Origin of the sequence: Microvirga alba (genome assembly GCF_015694465.1) — a bacterium.
GTDB classification, from domain to species: domain Bacteria; phylum Pseudomonadota; class Alphaproteobacteria; order Rhizobiales; family Beijerinckiaceae; genus Microvirga; species Microvirga alba.
In genome coordinates, this window is sequence record NZ_JADQDO010000007.1 from 118,311 (window position 1) to 139,364 (window position 21,054).

At 59.9% G+C, this 21,054-nt stretch carries 16 protein-coding genes; 10 read left to right on the top strand and 6 right to left on the bottom strand.

Annotated elements, in window-relative coordinates; genetic code table 11:
* Nucleotides 1–42 precede the first annotated feature (42 nt).
* Together I2H38_RS14590 and I2H38_RS14595 are read right to left on the bottom strand one after the other, a co-directional pair.
* Nucleotides 43–2,490 carry an arylsulfatase gene (locus tag I2H38_RS14590; RefSeq protein ID WP_196272592.1) on the bottom strand — a complete coding sequence of 816 codons (2,448 nt, stop codon included), beginning with the start codon at nt 2,488–2,490 and terminating at the stop codon, nt 43–45.
* 647 nt (nt 2,491–3,137) lie between these two features.
* Nucleotides 3,138–4,538, bottom strand: a complete 1,401-nt coding sequence (locus tag I2H38_RS14595; RefSeq protein ID WP_210324817.1) for an aminotransferase-like domain-containing protein — start codon at nt 4,536–4,538, stop codon at nt 3,138–3,140.
* A 120-nt stretch (nt 4,539–4,658) separates the two neighbouring features.
* Here I2H38_RS14595 and I2H38_RS14600 point away from each other — a divergent pair, with 120 nt between their 5' ends.
* Nucleotides 4,659–5,519: a DMT family transporter gene (locus tag I2H38_RS14600; protein ID WP_196272593.1), complete on the top strand. Its 861-nt coding sequence runs from the start codon at nt 4,659–4,661 to the stop codon at nt 5,517–5,519.
* Between the two features lie 196 nt (nt 5,520–5,715).
* Here the strand turns inward: I2H38_RS14600 and I2H38_RS14605 are convergent, their stop codons facing one another.
* Nucleotides 5,716–6,189: a VOC family protein gene (locus tag I2H38_RS14605; RefSeq protein WP_196272594.1), complete on the bottom strand. Its 474-nt coding sequence runs from the start codon at nt 6,187–6,189 to the stop codon at nt 5,716–5,718.
* Nucleotides 6,190–6,746: 557 nt separating this feature from the next.
* Here I2H38_RS14605 and I2H38_RS14610 point away from each other — a divergent pair.
* From I2H38_RS14610 to I2H38_RS14625, 4 genes are all read left to right on the top strand, one after another.
* Nucleotides 6,747–6,893, top strand: a complete 147-nt coding sequence (locus I2H38_RS14610) for a hypothetical protein (RefSeq protein ID WP_196272595.1) — start codon at nt 6,747–6,749, stop codon at nt 6,891–6,893.
* Nucleotides 6,875–7,240, top strand: a complete 366-nt coding sequence (locus tag I2H38_RS14615; protein WP_196272596.1) for a hypothetical protein — start codon at nt 6,875–6,877, stop codon at nt 7,238–7,240. Before I2H38_RS14610 ends, I2H38_RS14615 begins: the two co-directional genes overlap by 19 nt.
* A 604-nt stretch (nt 7,241–7,844) precedes the next feature.
* Nucleotides 7,845–8,714, top strand: coding sequence for a competence protein CoiA family protein (locus I2H38_RS14620; protein ID WP_229426728.1), 870 nt, complete (start codon nt 7,845–7,847; stop codon nt 8,712–8,714).
* Nucleotides 8,715–9,101: 387 nt separating this feature from the next.
* A complete protein-coding gene (locus I2H38_RS14625) occupies nt 9,102–9,647 on the top strand; it encodes a hypothetical protein (protein WP_196272598.1) in 546 nt (181 codons plus the stop codon).
* Between the two features lie 254 nt (nt 9,648–9,901).
* Here I2H38_RS14625 and I2H38_RS21520 read toward each other — a convergent pair whose 3' ends face one another.
* On the bottom strand, nt 9,902–10,369 hold the full coding sequence (locus tag I2H38_RS21520) for a DUF6998 domain-containing protein (protein WP_407664078.1): 468 nt from the start codon (nt 10,367–10,369) through the stop codon (nt 9,902–9,904).
* Nucleotides 10,370–10,847: 478 nt separating this feature from the next.
* Between I2H38_RS21520 and I2H38_RS14630 the strand changes: the two genes are divergently transcribed.
* The gene (locus I2H38_RS14630) at nt 10,848–11,804 is read left to right on the top strand and encodes a site-specific integrase (RefSeq protein ID WP_196272599.1); all 957 of its coding nucleotides are present in this window, start codon (nt 10,848–10,850) and stop codon (nt 11,802–11,804) included.
* Between the two features lie 1,213 nt (nt 11,805–13,017).
* A complete protein-coding gene (locus tag I2H38_RS14635) occupies nt 13,018–13,467 on the top strand; it encodes a hypothetical protein (RefSeq protein ID WP_196272600.1) in 450 nt (149 codons plus the stop codon).
* Between the two features lie 136 nt (nt 13,468–13,603).
* On the opposite strand, the gene I2H38_RS14640 is transcribed toward I2H38_RS14635, so the two are convergent.
* A complete protein-coding gene (locus I2H38_RS14640; protein ID WP_196272601.1) occupies nt 13,604–14,323 on the bottom strand; it encodes a hypothetical protein in 720 nt (239 codons plus the stop codon).
* A 578-nt stretch (nt 14,324–14,901) separates the two neighbouring features.
* Here I2H38_RS14640 and I2H38_RS14645 point away from each other — a divergent pair.
* The 3 genes from I2H38_RS14645 (at nt 14,902) to I2H38_RS14655 (ending at nt 20,096) form a co-directional block, all read left to right on the top strand.
* A complete protein-coding gene (locus I2H38_RS14645) occupies nt 14,902–15,369 on the top strand; it encodes a thermonuclease family protein (protein ID WP_196272602.1) in 468 nt (155 codons plus the stop codon).
* A 558-nt stretch (nt 15,370–15,927) separates the two neighbouring features.
* A complete protein-coding gene (locus I2H38_RS14650; protein WP_196272603.1) occupies nt 15,928–17,457 on the top strand; it encodes a site-specific DNA-methyltransferase in 1,530 nt (509 codons plus the stop codon).
* Nucleotides 17,457–20,096: a DEAD/DEAH box helicase gene (locus I2H38_RS14655; RefSeq protein WP_196272604.1), complete on the top strand. Its 2,640-nt coding sequence runs from the start codon at nt 17,457–17,459 to the stop codon at nt 20,094–20,096. Before I2H38_RS14650 ends, I2H38_RS14655 begins: the two co-directional genes overlap by 1 nt.
* Before the next feature lie 97 nt (nt 20,097–20,193).
* Here I2H38_RS14655 and I2H38_RS14660 read toward each other — a convergent pair whose 3' ends face one another.
* Complete coding sequence (locus I2H38_RS14660) at nt 20,194–21,009, bottom strand: hypothetical protein (protein ID WP_196272605.1); 816 nt, start codon at nt 21,007–21,009, stop codon at nt 20,194–20,196.
* Nucleotides 21,010–21,054: the final 45 nt, after the last annotated feature.

The window sequence follows — 21,054 nt, forward strand, 5'->3', positions numbered from 1 at the left end:
GCCCCTCGCGCTGGCGACCCTGTCGGCAATGGCTCGAGGCGGTTAGGGCTTCACGGTCGCGCCCTGTTCCGGTTCGAGCTTGAAGGTCAACTTGTCGATCTTGCCGGTAAACTTGAACGGAACATCGTAGCGATATTCCACCAGCGCGAGCCCGGTGCGGGTGTCCTGGCCGATGTCGAAGGTTTCATCCTCCGGGAACGTGATCGGCGTGGCGTGCTCCATGGAATTCCTGACCACTTCCTTGCCGTCCACAGACAGCACGCCCGTGCCCCCCTTACCCAAGCCCGGACCGTCCGACTTGAAGTCGAAGACGATCATGTGCTTGCCGGCTTCCATCTCCGGCCCTTCCCAGATCGTACGCTTGAGGTCGAGGAGGTTGTAGAGAAACACGACCTTGCCCCGGCCGACGCCGAACTCACCCTTGCTCAGGAACAGGCCGTAGCCGCCGAAGCGCCCGCCCTGGGTGACGATCATGCCTTCTGCGCCGCCCTCTGGGATCTCGACTTCGGCCGTGATGGTGTAGGACTTGTTGAGAATGTCCGGCGCGCCGCTGGCCGGCACGCCGCTCAGTCCGCCCGAGTAGGTGAAGACATTGCGTCCTGCCGTCAGGCTCGGGCGCGGCGTGTTCCAGCGTGCAAGCGACGAATTGTCGAGCGGCAGGACGTTGTTCTTCTGCGCCTCGGCATAGAACAGATCCTGCATCTCCTTCAGCTTCCCCGGCATCCTTGTAGCCAAATCATCGGACTCGGTGGGATCCGTCTGAACGTTGTAAAGCTCCCAATTGTAGCCGGTGATCACATCCGGAGGGGTCGCCGTGCTTAACTCCCAGGGAAGGGTTGCCGGCGTCGTCGCCGCCACCCATCCATCGTGATAGATGGCGCGATTGCCGAGCATCTCAAAATATTGCGTTGTGCGCCGAGACGGGGCAACGGCGTTGGCCTTATCCCACGTATACGTCATGCTCACACCGTCCATCGGACGCTGCTCGATGCCGTTACTCATCTGGGGCTGCGGAATGCCGCTCGCTTCAAGGATTGTCGGGGCGATGTCGATGATGTGGTGAAACTGACGGCGGACGCCGCCCACGTCATTGATGTGGCCGGGCCAGGACATGGCCACGCCCTGGGCGGTCCCGCCAAAGTGCGACGCCACTTGTTTCATCCATTTGAAGGGCGTGTCCAACGCCCACGCCCAAGGCGCTGCGAAGTGCGGGTAGGTCCGTTCCGATCCCCAGAACTCGTACCAGAGAAACTGATCTCTGACGGGCACGGACACGCCATTGAAGGTCGTGAATTCGTTCGGCGTGCCGTTGATCATGCCTTCCGCGCTCGCGCCGTTGTCGCCGCTGATATAGATGATCAAGGTGTTGTTGAGCTCGCCCAGGTCTTCAACGGCCTGGATCACGCGGCCGATCTGCTGATCGGTATAGGCGAGATAAGCCCCATAGACATCGGCCTGCTTGATGAAGAGCTTCTTCTCGTCCCAACTGAGGGAATCCCAATTCGGCAACTCCTTCGGCCAGGGCGTCAGCTTGGCACTTTCAGGCATAATGCCGAGCCGCTTCTGATTGGCGAAGATCGTCTCACGGAGTTTGTTCCACCCGCCGTCGAAGAGATGCATGTCGCTGATCTTCTTGACCCATTCCGCCGTCGGATGATGCGGCGCGTGGGTGCCCCCGGGGACGTAATAGACAAAGAACGGTTTTTCGGGCGCGATCTCCTTCAATTGTCTCATGTATTGGATGGCCTCGTCGGCCATGGCTGTCGTCAGGTTCCAGCCGGGATTGCCCTGGAAGGGATAGATGGCCGTCGTGTTGCGGAACAGGTTCGGTTGCCACTGGCTGGCATCGCCGCCGACGAACCCGTAGAAATACTCGAAGCCCATACCGATCGGCCACTGGTCGAACGGCCCTGCCTGGGTGGCCTGATAGGAGGGTGTATTGTGATCCTTGCCAAACCACGAGGTCGCGTATCCGTTCTCCTTCAAAATTGTGCCTATGGTGCTGTTCGCTTTCAAAATGATCGAGTCGTAGCCCGGGAACCCCGTCGCGATTTCGTCCACGACTCCAAACCCGGCGACGTGGTGATTGCGACCCGTGATCAGGGCCGCCCGCGTCGGCGAGCATAGCGAGGTCGAATGAAAGTTCGTGTAGCGCAGCCCGTTCTGCGCGATGCGATCCAGAGCCGGTGTCGGAACGACGCCGCCAAACGTGCCCGGCGCGCCGAAGCCGACATCGTCGGTCATGATGAGCAACACGTTGGGCGCGCCCTTGGGCGGCACGATGCGCGGCGCCCACCACGGCTTCGACTCCGAGGCTCTCTCCTCGATCACCCCGCCGAACGGGGGATCTGGCGGCGGCAACTGTTTGCCGTCGATGGTCGTTGTTGCGCCGGGTGAGCCTGGCGTGCCGGTCACCTGTTGGGCCTTGGCCACGGAGATTGTCAGGAGGCCGGCGGTGATCAAGGAAAGGGCAAGCGACGTCGCTTTCATATCCGTGATGCTCCCGTGTTCGGCGAGGAGGGCAAACCCCCTCCTCGCGGCCAAGGCCGGACCAGCCACATGATTGCGTTCTACACGCTTTTCGTGACGGCCTGCTTGATTGTAGGGGACACCCGCTTGATAAAAACGGTCAGATGCCTGACTCCTTGGGGTTATCGGCTCCGGTCCCCAATAGCATCAACGCGCCGAAAGGGATGCGAGGCCGTTGCGCAATCCAAGGTGCGTACCAGTTGGCAACGAGAGAACATTGGTCCTCCAACAAGAGAGCACCTCCTGATTGAAACTCTCGCTGAGGGGCCGGCGTCTGACAGGCTATCGGATCCGGCCGGTTCATCGTCCGCGAAACGGCCTCCTCGCTCAGACCGGATCTCTTCGATCGATTGCAGTCGATGGCTCGGAGCCACGGACAATCCCAAGCCAGTTGATGGAGACAAAGATGAACAGCAGCGCGTCAAGCGAAGCCGCGAAGGCGGTTGTCCGCCGGAATACCCGAAGAGGTGCAAGGCAGGATCCATGCCTCGGGATGGACAGTTGAGTTTCGCGGTCGCGGAACGCGGCGCTATGAAATGATGCTCCGCGACGGGCGGTCGAAAGCCTTTTCCTCGACCCCAGCTCGTCACGAAGCGACGCACCACTTCTTATTTTTTCGCAGCCGCCATTGCCCCCCTAAGGACTGGAAAGACCCGCGAGTCGCCCGACTGCGCGACGTTGAAGCGCAGGAAGGCCGTGGCCGCCCGCGAGACGCTGAACACGTTGCCCGGAGCCAGAACGACCTTCTCCTCCACGGCCATGCGGGCAAGCACGGCAGAATCCTGCCCCTCCGGGAGACGACACCAGAGATAGAAGCCGCCGCGCGGCATGAGCCACGGCCGGATGCCAAGGGACTCCAGCCGGATAGCCACCTCGCGTCTGGCCCGGGCGAGACGCCCGCGTATTTCCTCCATGTGTTTGCGGTAGCTGCCACCTGCAAGAACACTGGCAATCAGCTCTGTCGCAACCGGGCTCGGTCCGCCGAAGCTGGTCGCGACCTGGAGGTCGACCAGACCCTCCATCCAGTCTTTTCGCGCGGCGATGTAGCCGCAGCGGATCGAGGCGGAGAGCGTCTTCGAAAAGCTGCCAATCCGAATGACGCGGTCGAGCCCATCGAGAACGGCGAGACGTGGGGACGGCTCCGGCTCGAAATCGGCAAAGATGTCGTCCTCGACGATCGTAAGGTCGTGGGCCGAGGCTGCGCTCAAGAGCCGGTACGCGGTCTGCGGCGAGAGGGTGGCACCGGTCGGATTATGAAGCGCGGAGTTGGTGATGTAGAGGCGCGGTCGCTCAGCGGTCAGCACCGTCTCGAAGGCTGCCATATCGGGACCGGTCGGCGTGTAGGGCACGCTGACGATTCTGACCTGGTGCGCCCGAAGCAGCGCCTGAAAATTGAAATAGCATGGGTCATCGACCAGCACCGCGTCGCCGGGCCTCAGCATGAAGCGGCAGATCAGGTCGATTGCCTGCGTCCCCGAACCCGTCAGCATGAGCTGTTCGGGCGAAGCCTCGAGGCCCTCTTTAGCAAACCGTCCGAGCAGCAACCGGCGTAGGGTCGGCGAGCCGCGCGTGCTGCCGTAATGGGCGAGCACCGCATCCTCCCCCCGCGCGAGTGTCCGCAACGCGCGGCGAAGAGCGGAATTCGGCATCCAGTCCGCCGGCAGCCAGCCGCAGCCGGGCTTCATGACTTTGGGATCGGCGTCGAGCGACTGCCGCGACACCCAGAAAGGATCGACCGCCCGGTCGCGCGGCGGCCCCGCCTCGCTAAGCGTCATCGGCGGCAAGCCGCTGCCGGCGACGTAGAAGCCAGAACCGCGCCGGGCGCGGATCAGGCCCTCGGCGGCAAGACGATCATAGGCCTCGACGACCGTGGACGGCGACACGCCCATGGTCGCGGCGAAGCTCCGGATCGAAGGCAACCGATCGCCGGAGACGAGTGCACGGCTCGACACCTTCAGACGGATCGCCGCCATTACCTCGCCGGTGCGTGTATTGTCCCCGCCCTTCATTCGTCCTCCGACGATTGTATGGCTTATCATATGCATACAGTTTTGTTGAATTGTATGGCACTGTCCCTGTCCGCACCAGCCCCGGTTTCCTACGATGCTGCTTTCCGAAAGCTAGGCATCATGGATCGAACAACGGACGGATGGGGCAGCGGCCTCTTGGGTGTCATCATCTTCAGCGGCTCCTTGCCGGCGACGCGGGTCGCCGTCGGCGACTTCTCGCCCCTGTTTCTGACCTCGGCCCGCGCGGCCATCGCCGCGCTTCTTGGAGCAGCCTTCCTCGTTCTGCTTCGGCAAGTGAGACCCGCGCGCGGCGATCTCGGCTCGCTTGCCGTGGTCGCGCTCGGCGTTGTGGTCGGCTTCCCGCTGCTGACGGCGCTTGCGCTCCAGCACATCACCTCGGCGCATTCCATTGTCTTCATCGGCCTCCTGCCGCTCGCGACCGCCCTCTTCGGCGTGCTGCGCGGCGGCGAGAGGCCGAAGCCGGTGTTCTGGCTGTTCTCGGGGCTCGGCGGTGCGACGGTCGCGGGCTTTGCCCTTTTCAACAGCGGCGCGGGTTCGCTCATGGGCGATCTGCTGATGGTAGCCGCCATCCTGCTGTGCGGCCTCGGCTATGCCGAAGGGGCATCGCTCTCGCGAAGGCTCGGCGGCTGGCAGGTCATCTCATGGGCTCTCCTTCTGGCGCTACCGACGATGGCGATGGTCGCACTGATAACGATGCCGGAATCCTGGGACGTTATCAGCGGTCCTGCCTGGCTTGGCCTCGCCTATGTGTCGATCTTCAGCATGTTGGTCGGCTTCGTCTTCTGGTATCGCGGCCTCGCGCTCGGAGGCATAGCGGGCGTCGGGCAGCTGCAACTGCTCCAGCCCTTCTTCGGCCTGGCGCTCGCGGCCCTGCTGCTGCACGAGCCGGTCGCCTGGACGATGATCGCGGCGACGGGGCTCGTTGTCGTTTGTGTCGCCGGCGCCAAGCGTTTCGCTTGATGCTGGCGGATGTGTGTCGTCACCGAGATCAACCGTGGTGGGCGTAGCCACGTCTGCATGAGATCGCCGAACATCCGAAACGCTTCTATTGATCAGTTCGGCTGACATGGCGCCTTGCGGCTAGACACTTGATGTCTGAAATGGGTCAGGAGCGGGCATCTGCTGGCAGCAATTTGCCGCCATACGCGATGGAGCATCAACCGCGCCTCGCCGCCTCGATCGCGGCGATGTCGATCTTCTTCATGTCCATCATCGTGTCAAACGCGCGTTTGGCTTGATCGCCGCCTGCCGCCAGCGCCTCCGTCAGCGCGCGCGGCGTGATTTGCCAGGACACTCCCCACTTGTCTTTGCACCAGCCGCACGCGCTCTCCTGGCCGCCGTTGCCGACTATGGCATTCCAGTAGCGGTCGGTCTCTTCCTGATCGTCGGTGGCGATTTGGAACGAGAAGGCTTCGTTATGTTTGAACGCGGAACCTCCGTTGAGGCCGATACAAGGAACGCCCACGACTGTGAATTCGACCGTCAACACGTCGCCCTCTTTGCCGGCCGGGTAGTCACTGGGTGCACGGTACGCGGCACCCACCGCGCTGTCAGGAAAGGTCTCGGAATAGAAGTGGGCGGCAGCCTCGGCGTCCTTATCGTACCAGAGGCAAATCGTATTCTTGGCCATTGCGTGTTCCTTTCGCTGTGAAGCCAGTACTCCGGCCTTTTTTCCCACCGCTCTTCCGAAATAGGTAGCGAACCGCATTTCTCCACCCCGGATGGGTCCGTCCCGCCAGGGCGATCGCCATGGGCAGCTAACCGAAAGCGTCGCTGTCCGCTTTGGGTCCAAGTATGGAATTGATGAAGGGAAACCGAGGTCCGGTTTCCCCCGGGGAGGCTGCCGAAGATTACAGAGCTTAGGCTAAACCAAGTTTTCCTACTGGCTGCACGGTCGAGCTTCCCTGCGGGGGCTTCGTTTCGGGGGCACTGTAATGCGAGACACTATCGCCGAACTGCCGAACCACAGCACCATGGACCCGCGACAAGCTGATGGACCCCAACCGCCTCTCAAAGCCAACGAGATCTGGTCCATTCGGGTCTTTCTCGAGCCGGGTCAGACGAAGCGAAAGGATCCATCGGCCCGCATCCGGATCTCCGCTGAGCGGGTCGGATCGGCCCCTCAATCCCTGCCCCGTTAAAATCCGGCGAAAACTGCCAACTGAATTTCCCCTTTAGCGCGTGATCTTGCGCCGGATCGACGTCGCCGAGGGCGTGACGCCAGCCGACCAGTCCCTTGAGCGCCAGGGGAAGGTCATCGCCGTGCTGCGCTTCCGCACGGAGGCCGAGCGAAGGTTCCACTCTATCCGGAACTCATGGTGCGGCTCGATCTGATCAAGAGTGGCCGGATCTCGGGCTTGATGCTCGTGCGGGACTGGGACGACGGAACCGCTGGTCTTCCGATTCCCTGGGTGACGCAAGCGGGCGATCTTTCCTACATGGCGCACGAAGCCAAGCGTCTAATCCGCCTCGCCGGCCTGCGTGACGAATTGAGCCTGACCTCCTTCCGTCACGGGGGCATGACCGAGATGGGTGACGCCGACCTGACCGATTCCGCGCGATCTCCCGTCATAAGACGTCGAAGACCTGCCGACCTACGTCAAACGGACACAAAAGCAGACCATCGACGCCACCAAAAAGGGCGTTCCGTGCGAACAAATCGGGGCGATTTATCTGAATAGCAGATGCCCGCTTGTCTGAATGACGCTCTGAAAATGGCGCTAAGTTATTGAAGTCCTTGGCGACCCCGGCAGGGCTCGAACCTGCGACCTACTGCTTAGAAGAAGTTAGGCTCATGAAGAAACCTCGGTTATTTCTACGCACTTAGGATACTCCCCTCAAATTTTTGAGGGATATTTTGAGGGATGGCACACGCCGGACTATTCCGTTGACGCAGCAAGATCGCCTTCGACTGCCCGAGGAAGTCACTTCCGTGGGAGCGATCTCCGAATGCGTATGATCCCGAGTGCAAGGCTCGCTTCACCGATCTGGTGGCGACCAGCCGCCCTCCCCCGGACCTCCCGCCGATGATGCGGAAGCTCAGGATCAGAGGTGGGAAGGATTGAGGACGCCCAGGACCACGGTTCCGCACAACCGTCCTGATGTGAATAGGGAGAGCTTATTGCGCCGCCAAGGTGATGCAGTAATGTTCGGAGGAGGAGATCGGAACCAACGATGCCGCTGCGATGTCTCGACCCCACTGGACGGAGCATCCACTCTTTCGACCTATCCGAAGACGAGTGGCAGGCCCTAGAGCGTGAGAATAAAAAGGCACGCCATCTCAGGATGCCGTGCTGCTCAGCACTGGTAGCTTTAAAGCGGTCGAGCCTCAAAACCCAGTTCTTTGCGCACATCGCTCGCGGGGGATGCAAATCCACCTCTGAAACAGAAGAACATCGTCACCTGAAGTGGTTGGCTGTCATGGCAGCGCGTAACCACGGCTGGGTGGCTGAAACTGAAGCCATGGAAATCACTCCTTCTGGCGAGCCATGGAGGGCTGATGTTCTCGCGCGAAAGGGGAAATACAAGGTTGCCATCGAAGTTCAGTGGTCCAAACAGACGAATTCCGAAACCTCACGGCGACAACAGAGATATAGAGAGTCTGGCGTTCGCGGCGTTTGGCTCTTTCGCCAATCTGATTTTCCAATCACTTTTGACCTTCCTGCCGTAAGCATCGGCGGGAGCCTAAAGGGAGGGTTTTTAGCTCTTATCCCATCATATCAGGATGCGACCCCGCCTAGTCTTCGGGACCGCTGGCATCAAGTTCTGCCGATGAATGAATTTTTGGACGTGGTCTTCCGCAGCCGCTTCCAGTTCGGCATTCCGGCCAGCAGCGATGCCACGGTCGCCGTCCGAACCGCGTTGATGCCTTGCTGGCAACCTACTTGCGGGGCCAAGACACGCATCTTGACTGGTGTCGAGATATCGTTTGGGCCTCACGAATGTACGCTACCGGCACCTGTGCTTGCCAAGCATCCCGAGATTCTGCGGATTGTCCTGAACCAGCTATCGGAGAACCCACGCTACAGCACCAATCTGAGCCCATCCCTTGAAAGCAGAGAATGCATCGGCTGGTCAATACTTCGAGCAAGAAGTGTACTTCAATCAGGACAGGCCGCACGTCTTCCCGATCAGGCTTCCCCAGTCATGGTGTGATGCCATTGCAAGCCACATGCCTCTGGGAGTTTGGAGCGCCTATCTGGCCTCAGAGGACGGGCAAACCGTTGAAATCCCTGCGTCTCAGCTTTGAGTGTTTGGTCACACGCGCACGGACGTTTTCAGTTTAAACGTGCCACCTGTGTCTCTTACCCTTCGACAATGGGGACGCCCATTCGGTGCTTTGCCTCACCACCTCCTCAATCTTCTCTGGCGAGAATTCATCAGGAGGGAGAACCTCGTTTAGCTCCTTCCGAGTGGTAGCCTCGCCTCTTGACGATCTTGATCATCCGTCTGACGGCTGGATCAGTCAGGCCCAAAAGCGGCTTGTTCACTGGTCCCACCTGAGCAATCCTACATTGCCATAGTACAGCACCCGGACGGCAGATGGGCACCAATTCTGACAAGCATACAGCCGAAAAGCACATAGCCGCAGCTATCGCCCGCCTGTCCAAACAGGCGACCAACGACGTGAAGGCGTTGCGCGAACGTGCCGAGAAGATCGGGCTGACCACCCTCGTGGCGGCGTGCGACGCGGAATTGAAATCCCGTCCTATCGAGTTCTCTCAAGAGCAGGCCGACTCCTTTGAGGCTATGGCCGAACAGGTCAAAGACCTCGACCTTTATGCCGCTATTGGGCATGCCTTCACAAAGGCCCGCCTTCCAAGCCCGGAGGAAGAGCAGATCATACGCTGGATGGCCGCTAATCCGGGTGGGTCCTATGAGGACGCTCGGAAAGCCTATGGCAAAGGGGGCCTTAGTCTGGTTATCGGACACTTGGTCTACGACCGTTATGGCTGCTTCAAGAAGTTCATGAAGCCGGGGGAGGACCAATCAAGCGTGTTGATCTCAAAGGACCGATCCGGCGGAAGCGTCAGGTACACTCTGAAACCAGAGGTATTGGCTGTGTTCAAGGAAATCGGCGTAATCTGAACCTGATCAGGTAGGAATTTGGAGCAGATGACCTGCCGCTGAACTTTCATCCAGCGGCGATTAGAGCCTCGGCGGTTGATATGCCGTGTGGCGTGAGGTGAGCAACGGGCAAGCGCGCGGAACTTTTCCTTTGCGCGGCGTGATGGCCCCTCCCGAGTGAAGGCAATTTAACCCTCATCCTCTGGGTTGAAGCCCCAGAAAGCTTGCAGCCAAACATACCGCGCCGCAGTCTGTAGGCCGACAGCGAGTCAGGTTCATGCCGCATCTTGGGGTCTCATGGTTTTGGAGGCCAGGGTGGCGCTCAGGGACCTTAATTTCGTGATGCTGATAGGCCGCTGTCCGTTCTTCTGCATCGGACCACAAGCATTCCAAACTGGTTCACCCGGTCCGTCATACACGACTTCCGCCTCCGCTGTGCTCACCATCCTTAGAACAATTAGTCGCTCGCAGGTGTAGTACAGTGATACGCTCCGACCACCCGTGAGTTTCACCTGAACGAGCCGACCTTCCTGGTCACGAGCATCGTGACCGCGCTCAGACATCGGAAACAACTCAAGACCGAAGGTTTCGGCTGCAATCACCTCACCTATAGAGCCCACTAAGTGGCCATCTGGCGTAAATTTCCGACCAGGATATGCCGCCTCTAGCTCTGCGACTGCTGCGTATATGGCGCGCACTGCGGGAGGAAGTTGGATAAGCATTGGGGGCTTAGCGGCAAGCATTTTGATGGCTCGATCTCGACGAAGGTTAGCTACTAAATCTTAGTACTCGGTCAAATCAGACAAAAGCCGAGGGTATTCCACTCCGTCTGGAACTCACCGGAATATGTCGAGGCGAAAAAGCTGCACGAGGGCTCGGGCGAACTCGATGCATGGGCGATGCGCTGGGTCTGAAGTCTCAGTTATGAGATGGTCCCGCGCGAGATCGCAGTCAGAAAAGCGACGGTCAGGGTTTGTAAGCACGCAATGACAGCACTTTGAAGCCGTCAGAGATCGCCGGTTACATCCACCAGTGCCCGCTATCGCGTTTTATCGGATGGCTACTTCGCACGGACCTAAATGATTCAATTACAAAGCCGTGCACCTCAACAACGAATCTAAAACGCTGTTAACTACGCTCACATGCCACCTGTTAAGACCGAGCGGTTTCTGGCCAAAATCCTAACTAATGATAATGTAGACTATCACTAATGAGAAGCCGATGAACGACCTCGTTATTGCGCCTGATCACCTCCCCTCGCCCGACCTGATCGAACTCGAACAAGAGGCTTCCGAAATTGCTTCTCGGGCTCGCTCGGCGAATACCGTACGCGCTTACCAGAACGACTGGTCACATTTCTCGTCCTGGTGCAGGAACACGGGCCTTCAGGCACTCCCTGCGCTGCCCCGGACTGTTGCGCTCTACATGACCGCGCACAAAGACCGGTATTCGATGGCAACTCTCAATCGTCGCCTGTCCTCGATTGCGGCGGCTCATCGAATGGCTGACCATCCCTTCGATACGCGCTGCCGCGAGATTGCACTCGTGATGGATGGGCTGCGTCGCACCAAGACAGTCCGGCAGCGTCAGGTCACAGCATTGACCACCCCGCTGCTCAAGCGTGCCCTCGATGGCTCGTCTGAGACCCTGGCGGACCAACGAGATCGGGCTCTGATCCTGATCGGAATGGCCGGGGCTCTCCGTCGCTCCGAGCTTGTCGCTCTCGAAGTCACGGACCTGACATTCTCGTCAGAGGGAATCCGGCTCGTCATCACACGTTCAAAGGGCGACCAGTTCGGCGAAGGTCAGGTGATCGCCATCGAGCGCACCGGCACTAATCTCTGCCCGGTCGCCAATCTGGAAGCCTACCTGGAGCGTGCGGGCATCAGCGGAGGTCGCGTGTTCCGAGCCATTGATCGGCATGGCAACGTCAAGGCCCGAATGTCGGATCAGAGCGTGGCGCTGATCGTCAAGAAGTGGACTGGTCAGGCGGGTCTTGATGGCGAGTACTCGGGCCATAGCCTGCGCGCTGGCTTCGCGACCCAGGCAGCCAAGAGCGGTGTGGAAGAGCGCAGGATCGCTGCCACGACCCGGCATAAGAACATGGAAGTGCTCAGGAAATACATTCGCGAAGGCAGTTTGTTCACGAACGCGGTTACCGCTGATCTTGGCTTGTGACGTGTACTCGGATCGCAGGCATTTTTGGGACAGGCCGGTGGAACTTCCCAACCTGCTAAATGGGACAACATCTGTGGAACGGCCTGAAGACATGCTCGGAGTTCCCGGAGAACCTTGGTCATGCGGGACTGTCTCACCGCTCCTGATGTCGGCGAAGATGCTGTTCAGCCGTCGATCCAAAGTTAGTTTCAGGGTCGCTCGTTCGCGTTAGCTTTCTGTGTCCTGATGATAAATCCTCATATGAGGAAGTGTTGCTCACAGAACCGCTGCGCCCAAATCGACTGCGTACCCTGCTCACGCCGGTATTCGAATAGACTTGCCCGCCGTATCCTCGCCACCGAGCCTCGCCAGCTATTCGCCATTGAGTTCGAGGTCTTTTCGCCCTCACTGGCTAACTTCTGGGGCTGGCGCACCCAAATCCGAAACTTGATCGACTATCGTCGAAGAGTTGACCGGTGGTGGAACTCCGTTGAACTTCACGTATGGCTTTCCCATTCCCAGGATGGCCGGGTCCGTGGCGTATTGGCGCTCGATGCTGTCACCGAGGCCGAGTTCTTCTCTGCGCTGAATGCTCGCTGGCCGACCACGTTGCACCACATCAGTTCTGCCGACTTGTGGGACGCCGTTTATTCAGCAGTCCGACCTGAGATCATCACTCGGTGCGGCCCTCGTCAGGCCCGCTACCAGTCCAGGAAGCTGACGATCCCCGCTCGCAGGAAGCGTCCGGCTGTAATCCGGAACCCTGCCGTGGCTGACCTCGTCTCCAGTATCGATCCCATGCCCATACTGTTGTGATCGTCTCCTCTCGAAGAAAGCAACTTTCAGGATAATACCGCCCCCTACCCACTTGCTATGTAACGGCCTAAATGCGTCAGCGCTCGGTTTCAAAGCCGCGTTGGAAACCACACCTTGAAAAGGGCCGCATCGGTGAGGCTTCGGAATCGAAACCGGCGACCAATCAATCGCTCTGGGTCAGGTCCAATCGGCTCGATCACATAGGCTTCGGTGCAGTGCTCCTCGCACCATTCTCGCCTCTCGCTAAGGGCGTGTTCGAACTGTCCAGGACGGGCAAGGGTCTGTCGGTTGAGGCCGATGCAATCAACGATGTGCGGGGCTGTATGATGGGTCATCCGGTATTTAGGCAATTGAACGAGAGAGACGTACATCGCCGACATATGCAGAAATGGACGCAGGAACATTGCTGGGGGAGCACATGACAATCTATAGCCTTGAAGACCTTCAACGCATGACACCTGACAAAAGACGGCAACTCTACCAGAACGCCGTTGATCGGCGTGACAAGGGAGGACAACCGATCATCGACCTGATCGAGTCTTCAGGGCTTCCCCTGCACTCCACAGAGGGTCTCACGAACGACGACCCGACCTTCTTGCGGATGGAGGAGATTATCTGGTCGGCAGAAGGGCGAGAGGCCGCGCTGAAGGCGACTGAAGCCGGGCTGCCTGCCCTTTCCGGCATCGATCCGCTGCTTCAACGAGAACTCGGTGCTCTATACGGCCCGCATGACCTCGGCACAGCCAGCGCAGGTGCAGTCGTCGCAAAATTGATGCGGCACCTGGGGCACGAGGAGGCGGGAGCAGGTAGCTGCCCGGAGGGCTGTGTAGCCAAGACTGCAATGAAGTGGCGTCCGAGAAAGAAGTAGTCGCCCGCCAATGGTGCTGGATAGCCTGGGACCGAATGCTGGCGCGAGCCATTTGCGAGGTTCAGCAGGGCAATGAGGGTGGCTTGAAGCATGCGGCCCCCTCAACACGGCGCTACTGGGCCAATCTAAGACAGTGTCATGCTGCTTGGGCTGGCTCCGCAAGCTCCGTTTCCACGGCAGCCAGCCCCTCCTCCATGTTGGCTTCGTGCTCGAAACCCAGATCGCCGACCGTGTCCCAGATTCCGAGCAGATGAAGAACGTCGCGCACACGAGGGCAGCCGTCGCCAGGGGAAAGAGCCGGAATTCCCCGTGCTGCGAGCTTACGTCGGACCGTGGCACAGAGTGCTGCACTGGGCCGTCCGTTCCCATGCACATGGATATCAACGAGGATGAACCGTCCGTCCGTCGTTCGACGACAGTCCGCAATTGCTCCAGGATCATGGAGCCACTCGATGTACGCTCGTGATCCAGTTGCGATGAGCGGCGGCAGTTGCTGGGCGGCACAATTTTGATAGCGCCGCCCGAGTGCGATCATTGCCTCACCCGTCGTCAGCACCGCAAAATCAGGATCATCTTTCGGAATTGGCGGCACAGCCGGAGGCCGATCCATCTTACTCACCCAGCGAGTGAAGAATGTTGCAAGGTCCGTCTTCGGCTGGAGATTTTCAACTGACTGGCGAATAGCTTGATCGGAGGCCGTCGAGACTACTCTACGGATCAGCGTAAGGGCGGCGTTCGCACTCTCAACCTGATCCACGCTGTAAATGCGGTCCAGGATGTTAGAGTGGACAAGGACGGAATCGAGACGGTGTGCGATCTCGATGTGCTTAGCGGTGATTGGGCGGCTATAGTGCATCAATGCTCGAACGCGTGAGCGGTGCTCAGGACGCGTGTGCAACTCGACCAGCAGGCGGCAGGTCTCCTCAGAGAGAGGCTCGTTTCCAAGCTTTCCAAGCGTTCCGACCATTCCAGGGGCGGTTGGATAAAGGCACCGAACGATGTCACGAACTCGGCGGTGCAGGATTGTGTAGCTGATGTTAACGAGGGGTTCGGGAAATCTGACTTCGTTATTCAGAGGACGAAGACGGGACGCGAGAACGTCAGGGCACTTGAGATCAAGTTCACTGAGGACCAGGGCCATCGTTTGAGCGCGCAGCTTTGAAGCGGAAATGTAGCGGCGCAGTGTGCCGTTGACGACTTCATCGCACGCAACCAGTTTGTTTGTAATCCATCCGCTGATGGGCCGATGGTACCTGAATGGACGGGGTTGAAATGACGGGACCAAAAGCATCTCCGTTGCAGTTGCGGATACCTCACGCTCCCACCGATCCGAAATCTGTCAAATAATTTTTGGCCTGCCGTCCTTGATCATCTGGGCGCGTCCGCTGGTCGCTGCTATCTCTACCTTCCTTTGCGTAAGGCAGGTGCCAGCAGTTGCGGTTCTTTGTTTTCTTCAGCTTCCTTCTCGCTTCCCTTTCGGCCCAGGCCCAACCGATTGCCGGTCAGGCGAGCGTCATCGACGGAGACACTATCGAGATCGCCGGGACCCGCATCCGCCTGCACGGGATCGATGCGCCTGAAAGTGGTCAAATTTGCCAGGACGCGAGGGAGCGGAATTATCGCTGCGGCCAGCAAGCCGCTTTTGCATTGGCTGACTGGATTGGCCGGGCAACGGTCTCCTGCGAGCCGCGCGACACCGACAGATATGGCCGGGTCGTTGCAGTCTGTCGCGCCAGAGGCCAGGACATGAACCAGTGGATGGTTCGCGCCGGGTGGGCCATCGCCTATCGTGAGTACAGCCAAGAGTATGTCCCGGACGAACTAACCGCTCGGCGAGCCCGTGCGGGACTGTGGGACGGGACCTTCGTGCCGCCTTCAGAGTGGCGCAGAGGGCGACGATAACCGTTGCCCGGCTTGTTGAGGAAGAGCGCTGAAGCTTCCTTGAGGCTGCCCCAACCGATTGAGATTGCCTGAAATCGTATTCTGTTACATGAGATCGATACCCCAAGAGGGGCCAGATGCGTCAGGCTGCGACGGTCGAGATTACCGCTGTGGGCAGAAAGCCGCTTTTGCCTTGGCCGACTGGATCGGGAGGGCCACGGTGTCCTGCCTTCGGACTGATACGGATCGTTATGGCCGGGACAGCCGCCCCGAGTGGGTGAAGTCGAAGGCCAAGCGCAAGCCTGAGCGAACCAAGAACGGCAGGGACATTTTCTCTCGGCTGGTTCAGCTACTTGCGCCAGCCTCCGTAGCTGCATCGCGAGAGGCTCCCAAAATCCGCTGGGCAGTGCTCGACCGGACTGTCATCCCGTAGTCGAGAAGGTGAAGTCCATCGACATCACCTTGACGCCAGTCTCGGACCTCGCCGGTGATGGCTCTGAGAGCAACGTCAAACTTTGATCCCCGCGCCAAATCAGGTACTGCTTCCAGCCATTGAGGGTCTGGGGCGCTGGGTACGGAATGCCGATACTGAAATGGTTAACGAGGGACGACGACATCAGGGCTGCCGGGAGCGTGCCCTATCGCCTACTGGAGGAAGTCCCCGGCCTCGGCTACGGCGACCGCGATACCGGCAACATGCTCATCCAGGGCGACAATCTCGATGCCTTGAAGGCGCTGCTGCCGTTCTACGCTGGGCAGGTCAAGTGCATCTACATCGACCCACCCTACAATACCCGGTCGGCCTTCGAGCATTACGACGACAATCTGGAACACAGCCAATGGCTGGCGATGATCTGGCCCCGGCTGGAATTGCTGCGCGAATTGCTGGCCGAAGACGGCAGCATCTGGGTCAGCATCGACGACAATGAGGGGCATTACCTCAAGGTCGTGATGGATGAGGTGTTTGGGCGGCGGAACTTTCTGGCTGAGATCATTTGGCAGAAGCGCACGTCAAGAGAGAACCGGGCGGCTATAGGATCATCGCACGACGCGCTCTTGATCTATGGCAAGATGTCGGCCCAAGAATGGAAATCTGTTCGGAACCCGCTGCCTCCCAACGACAAGGGTTATTCCAACATCGACAATGACCCGCGAGGTCCGTGGCGCTCGATCCCTTTCTCGGCCCAAGGGTATCGCCCCAATCAGATGTATATAATCACATCACCCAACTGCACTCGGCATGAGCCGCCACGCGGACGCTGCTGGGGAGCGACCGAGCCCGTGTTTCTTCAGTATCTTGCGGAAGGCAGGGTCTATTTCCCGAAAGGTGGCAGCGGCAAGCCCCGTATCAAGCAATACATGGGCGAAGAGGCCGGACTGGTGCCGATGTCCCTTTGGTTGGCGGAAGAAGTCGGCACCACGGAGGCATCCAAGCGAGAAATCCTTGACCTGTTCAGCGACGAAAGCCCGTTCGGCACTCCCAAACCCGAACGCCTGATGCAGCGGATCATCCACATCGCCAGCAAACCCGGCGAACTCGTATTGGACAGTTTCCTGGGCTCCGGCACCACGGCGGCAGTCGCCCACAAGATGGGCCGTCGATACATCGGCATCGAGATGGGCGACCATGCCGTAACCCACTGCCAGCCGCGCCTCAAGAAGGTCGTGGACGGCGAACAGGGTGGCATTTCCGGGGCCGTGAACTGGAAGGGCGGCGGTGGCTTCCGCTATTTCCGGCTCGGCGCATCGGTGTTCGACGAGACCGGGCAGATACGTCCCGACATCGAGTTTCCCGTACTCGCCGCTCATGTGTGGTTTTCGGAAGTCCGGTCGCCATGGTCCAAGCCCGATCCGCTGTCGCCGGTGCTCGGCGTCCATGATGGCTGCGCCTATGCCTTGCTCTACAACGGCATTCTGGGCGACAAGTCGGCCAGCGGCGGCAATGTACTGACGAAGAAGACACTCGCCGTGATCCGTAGCGCGCTGCCCGAGGACTTTGCCGGTCCCGTTACCGTGTACGGAGAACGCTCGGCCCTGTCCGATGCGTCTCTGCTGCGCGAGCAGATCACCTTCAAGCAGACCCCCTATGACGTGAAGGCTCGGGCGTGATGGAACTCAAGACCTATCAATCGCAGACACTCGACACGCTGCGGCGGTTCCTCACCAAGGCCCGCGTGGAAGGCCCCAGCGCGGCCTATGGGGCCATTGTTGCTGAACCCGAGATGGCGAGACGCCTCAAAGGCTTCGCAGGCTCCTACAAGGCCCTGAACGGTCTGGATGAGACGCCCTATGCCTGCCTGCGGCTGCCGACCGGTGGCGGTAAGACGGTACTCGCTGCTCATTCCGTTAACATCGCCAAGGAGACGTGGATCGAACGCGACTTCCCGCTGGTGCTGTGGCTGGTGCCGACGACCACCATTCGCAAACAGACGGTGGACGCGCTCAAGAACCCCCGGCACCCGTATCGTGCCGCCCTGGACGAAGCGTTTTCCGGTCGGGTGCGGGTGTTCGACATCGGCGACTTCACCCAACTCCTGCCGCATGACCTGCACTCGAACTGCTGTGTCGTGGTCGGCACGATCCAGACGCTGCGCGTGAAGGACACCGATGGCCGTAAGGTCTATGCCCACCATGAAATGCTGGAGCCGCACTTCACCGGCGTACCTGACAAGATGCCGGGGCTGGAGACCATAGAAGACGGCAAGGGTGCGGGCACGATCAAGTTCTCGTTTGCCAACCTGATGCACCTGCACCGCCCGCTGATGATCGTTGACGAGGCGCACAAGGCCGTCACCGGGCTGTCTCGGGATATGCAGAACCGCGTGAACCCGACCGCGATCATCGAGTTCACTGCGACCCCGCGCGCCAACTCCAACATTCTGCATTCGGTCTCGGCTCAGGAACTCAAAGACGAGGAAATGATCAAGCTGCCGGTCATGCTCGCCGAGCATCAGACATGGCAGGCTGCCGTGACCGGCGCGATCTCGAAGCGGGCCGAGCTTGCCGAGGACGCGGGTCGGGAGCGTGATTACATCCGCCCCATAGTCCTATTCCAAGCCCAGAACAAGGACGAGGAAGTCACCGTCGCCGTGCTCAGGCAGCACCTGATCGACGTGGAGGGTATCGAGGAGCACCGCATCGCCGTTGCCACCGGCGACCAGCGCGACCTCGACGGCATCAACCTGTTCGACCCCGACTGCCCGATTGATTTCATCATCACCGTGGAGGCGCTGAAAGAGGGCTGGGACTGCTCCTTCGCCTATGTCTTCTGCTCGGTCGCCAACATCCACAGCGCCACCGATGCCGAGCAGCTACTGGGGCGGGTGCTGCGCATGCCCTATGCGAAGAAGCGGTCGATCCCGTCGCTCAACCGCGCCTATGCCAACCTGACATCGAAGTCGTTTTCGGAGGCCGCGCACGCGCTGAAAGACCGGCTCGTCGCCATGGGCTTCGAGGAAGGCGAGGCTGAGGACAACATCCTGCCCGAGCAGCTTGACCTGACCGAAGGGCTGTTCGGCCATGCTCGCCGACCGCAGTCGAGTGTCACCGTGTCGCTTGACGCCGACCCCGCTGCCGTGAAGGAACTGGAAGCTGCCGCGCCGTCCAAGGTCCGGGTGACAATCGGGGACGACGGCAAGGCCGTGGTCAAGATCACCGGCTTCCTCAGCCCTGCTGAGAAAGAGAAGCTGATCGCAGCACTACCGGAGACGGAAGCAGACGGCTTCTCCGAACAGGTCGCCAGCTACGAGGCCGAGCATCTGCACCAAGCCTCGCCTGCCGAGCGGGGCGAGACCTTCACCGTCCCGGCGCTGATGGCGTGGGTGCAGGGCGAGCTTGAACTCGCCGACACCGACATCCTCATGGAATATCACGACTGGTCGCTCACCGACCATTCGCCGAAGCTGGAGGCCAAGGACTTCGCCATACAGGCCACGGCGGACACATTCGAGATCGACATCGACCAACAACGGCTGTTCGTGAAGCACGCCGACCAGAGCGCCCAACTCCTGCTCGACATCTCGGTTGAGGGGTGGAGCGATCAGACGCTGGTGCTGTTTCTCGACCGGCAGGTGCGCGACAAGTTCATCGGACAGGGGGAACTGGTACGCTGGCTGACCGAGTTGGTGAACTACCTCACCGGCCCGCGCAACATCCCGTTGTCGGCGCTGATGCAGTGCAAGTATCCGCTGGCCCGCAAGGTCAAGGAGCGTATCGCCGACATCCGGGCCAACGAACGCGAGGGCGTCTATCAACGCTCGCTGTTTGCCCCGGAGGCCAAGCCCGAAATCTCCTTCGACAACGGCTTCGTGTTCACGGGCGACATGTTCGCCGGTGTCCGCACCTATCGCGGTTCCTATCGGTTCTCCAAGCACTTCACCGGCTGGGATCAGGTCGCAGCCTTCGACGGCGCTGACGACGGCGAGGAACTGAACTGCGCCAAGATGCTGGACAGCCTGCCCGAGGTCAAACACTGGGTCAGGAACGTGCCCCGTCACCCCGGCGCGTTCTGGCTGCCGACGGCATCAGGGAAGTTCTACCCCGACTTTGTGGCGGAACTGACCGATGGCCGCATCCTCGCGGTCGAATACAAGGGCGCGCACCTGACTGATGCCGCCGACACCGACGAGAAACGCGCCATCGGGACGCTATGGGAGAAGGCCAGCGGCGGCAAGGGTCTGTTCCTGATGGCCGAAAAGCAGGTGGACGGGAAGGATGTGCGGGGGCAGATGCTGGCGAAGGTTCGATGACCATCGTCGGCGCAGCGGGGCTGTCGCAGTGGGCCGTCAGTTTCTGGCGAACTAACTTTCCCGCCCACTCCGGCTCCTCGCCTGAGTGTGACTGCGATCAGTGCATCTGAGGCTCGCCCTGGTCCCGTGGCAGCAGTTGGCGTGACTGCCTGACAAATTCCTCGACGATTGTACGACGTTCGTCGTTCAGCCATGTGACTCGCCACTTGAATAGCTTGGGTCCAACAGAATCGATCATCACGAGCCCGCGCCTGTGATCGCCCAGATTCAATTCAACTCCGAGAGCGTGCGCTCCAAAGGACGTATCCGAGTAGGGCCGCACACCCTGATGGCTCCCATGAAGTTGCCGCAGAGTGCTGTCCAATTCCCGTCTGGCCACCATCTCCGGAGGTGCAGCGATATCTGCTTTATAAACATAGAGCGTCGCCTCGACCCTTGGCCCAGAGTACCCGACGCAATACCCAAGGCCGGACTGCTCACGTTCGAAATCCCTGAACGCGGAATAGTCCAGTCCAGCAATCTTGAACGGAAAGGCCAGCGCGAGACTTGGATCGATATGGATCACGTAGGGGGTTGGAACAGCGTCTAGCAGATGCTGAGGAGTGGAGAAGAAGTAGCTGACCTTCTCACCGACGACTTCTGTCGGCGTGAGGGCGACCCTCTGAAGCCCCAGACGAAAGAGCACCTTTCCTGCTTCTTCGTGAAGTTCGCGAGCGAGGATGCGCCAGAAGATTTCGCTTCCTTGGGCATAGCCCCCACCCTTCTGGAGTAGAGATAATGTGATCTCCGCTGCCCGTGAGACCCCGTGCGGGTCCCCCGTTAGGATGGAGATTGGATCGGTTCGTGTGCCAGCGCCATCCCCAACGGGTAAGTCAACTTTGAAGTCGCGTAAGAATGCGTCACGCAGGCTCATGTTCAGTCCACAGTCTACAGCACATCACGGATATCGACATGTTAT

Excerpts from the sequence above, each read along its gene's own strand:
- I2H38_RS14660 (WP_196272605.1), bottom strand. The coding sequence starts at position 21,009 with ATGAGCCTGCGTGACGCATTCTTACGCGACTTCAAAGTTGACTTACCC.
- I2H38_RS14595 (WP_210324817.1), bottom strand. The coding sequence starts at position 4,538 with ATGAAGGGCGGGGACAATACACGCACCGGCGAGGTAATGGCGGCGATC.
- I2H38_RS14590 (WP_196272592.1), bottom strand. The coding sequence starts at position 2,490 with ATGAAAGCGACGTCGCTTGCCCTTTCCTTGATCACCGCCGGCCTCCTG.
- I2H38_RS14630 (WP_196272599.1), top strand. The coding sequence starts at position 10,848 with ATGAACGACCTCGTTATTGCGCCTGATCACCTCCCCTCGCCCGACCTG.
- I2H38_RS14615 (WP_196272596.1), top strand. The coding sequence starts at position 6,875 with ATGGTGCGGCTCGATCTGATCAAGAGTGGCCGGATCTCGGGCTTGATG.
- I2H38_RS14655 (WP_196272604.1), top strand. The coding sequence starts at position 17,457 with ATGGAACTCAAGACCTATCAATCGCAGACACTCGACACGCTGCGGCGG.
- I2H38_RS14640 (WP_196272601.1), bottom strand. The coding sequence starts at position 14,323 with ATGCACTATAGCCGCCCAATCACCGCTAAGCACATCGAGATCGCACAC.
- I2H38_RS14605 (WP_196272594.1), bottom strand. The coding sequence starts at position 6,189 with ATGGCCAAGAATACGATTTGCCTCTGGTACGATAAGGACGCCGAGGCT.
- I2H38_RS21520 (WP_407664078.1), bottom strand. The coding sequence starts at position 10,369 with ATGCTTGCCGCTAAGCCCCCAATGCTTATCCAACTTCCTCCCGCAGTG.
- I2H38_RS14635 (WP_196272600.1), top strand. The coding sequence starts at position 13,018 with ATGACAATCTATAGCCTTGAAGACCTTCAACGCATGACACCTGACAAA.
- I2H38_RS14650 (WP_196272603.1), top strand. The coding sequence starts at position 15,928 with ATGCCGATACTGAAATGGTTAACGAGGGACGACGACATCAGGGCTGCC.
- I2H38_RS14620 (WP_229426728.1), top strand. The coding sequence starts at position 7,845 with ATGCCGTGCTGCTCAGCACTGGTAGCTTTAAAGCGGTCGAGCCTCAAA.
- I2H38_RS14625 (WP_196272598.1), top strand. The coding sequence starts at position 9,102 with ATGGGCACCAATTCTGACAAGCATACAGCCGAAAAGCACATAGCCGCA.
- I2H38_RS14600 (WP_196272593.1), top strand. The coding sequence starts at position 4,659 with ATGGATCGAACAACGGACGGATGGGGCAGCGGCCTCTTGGGTGTCATC.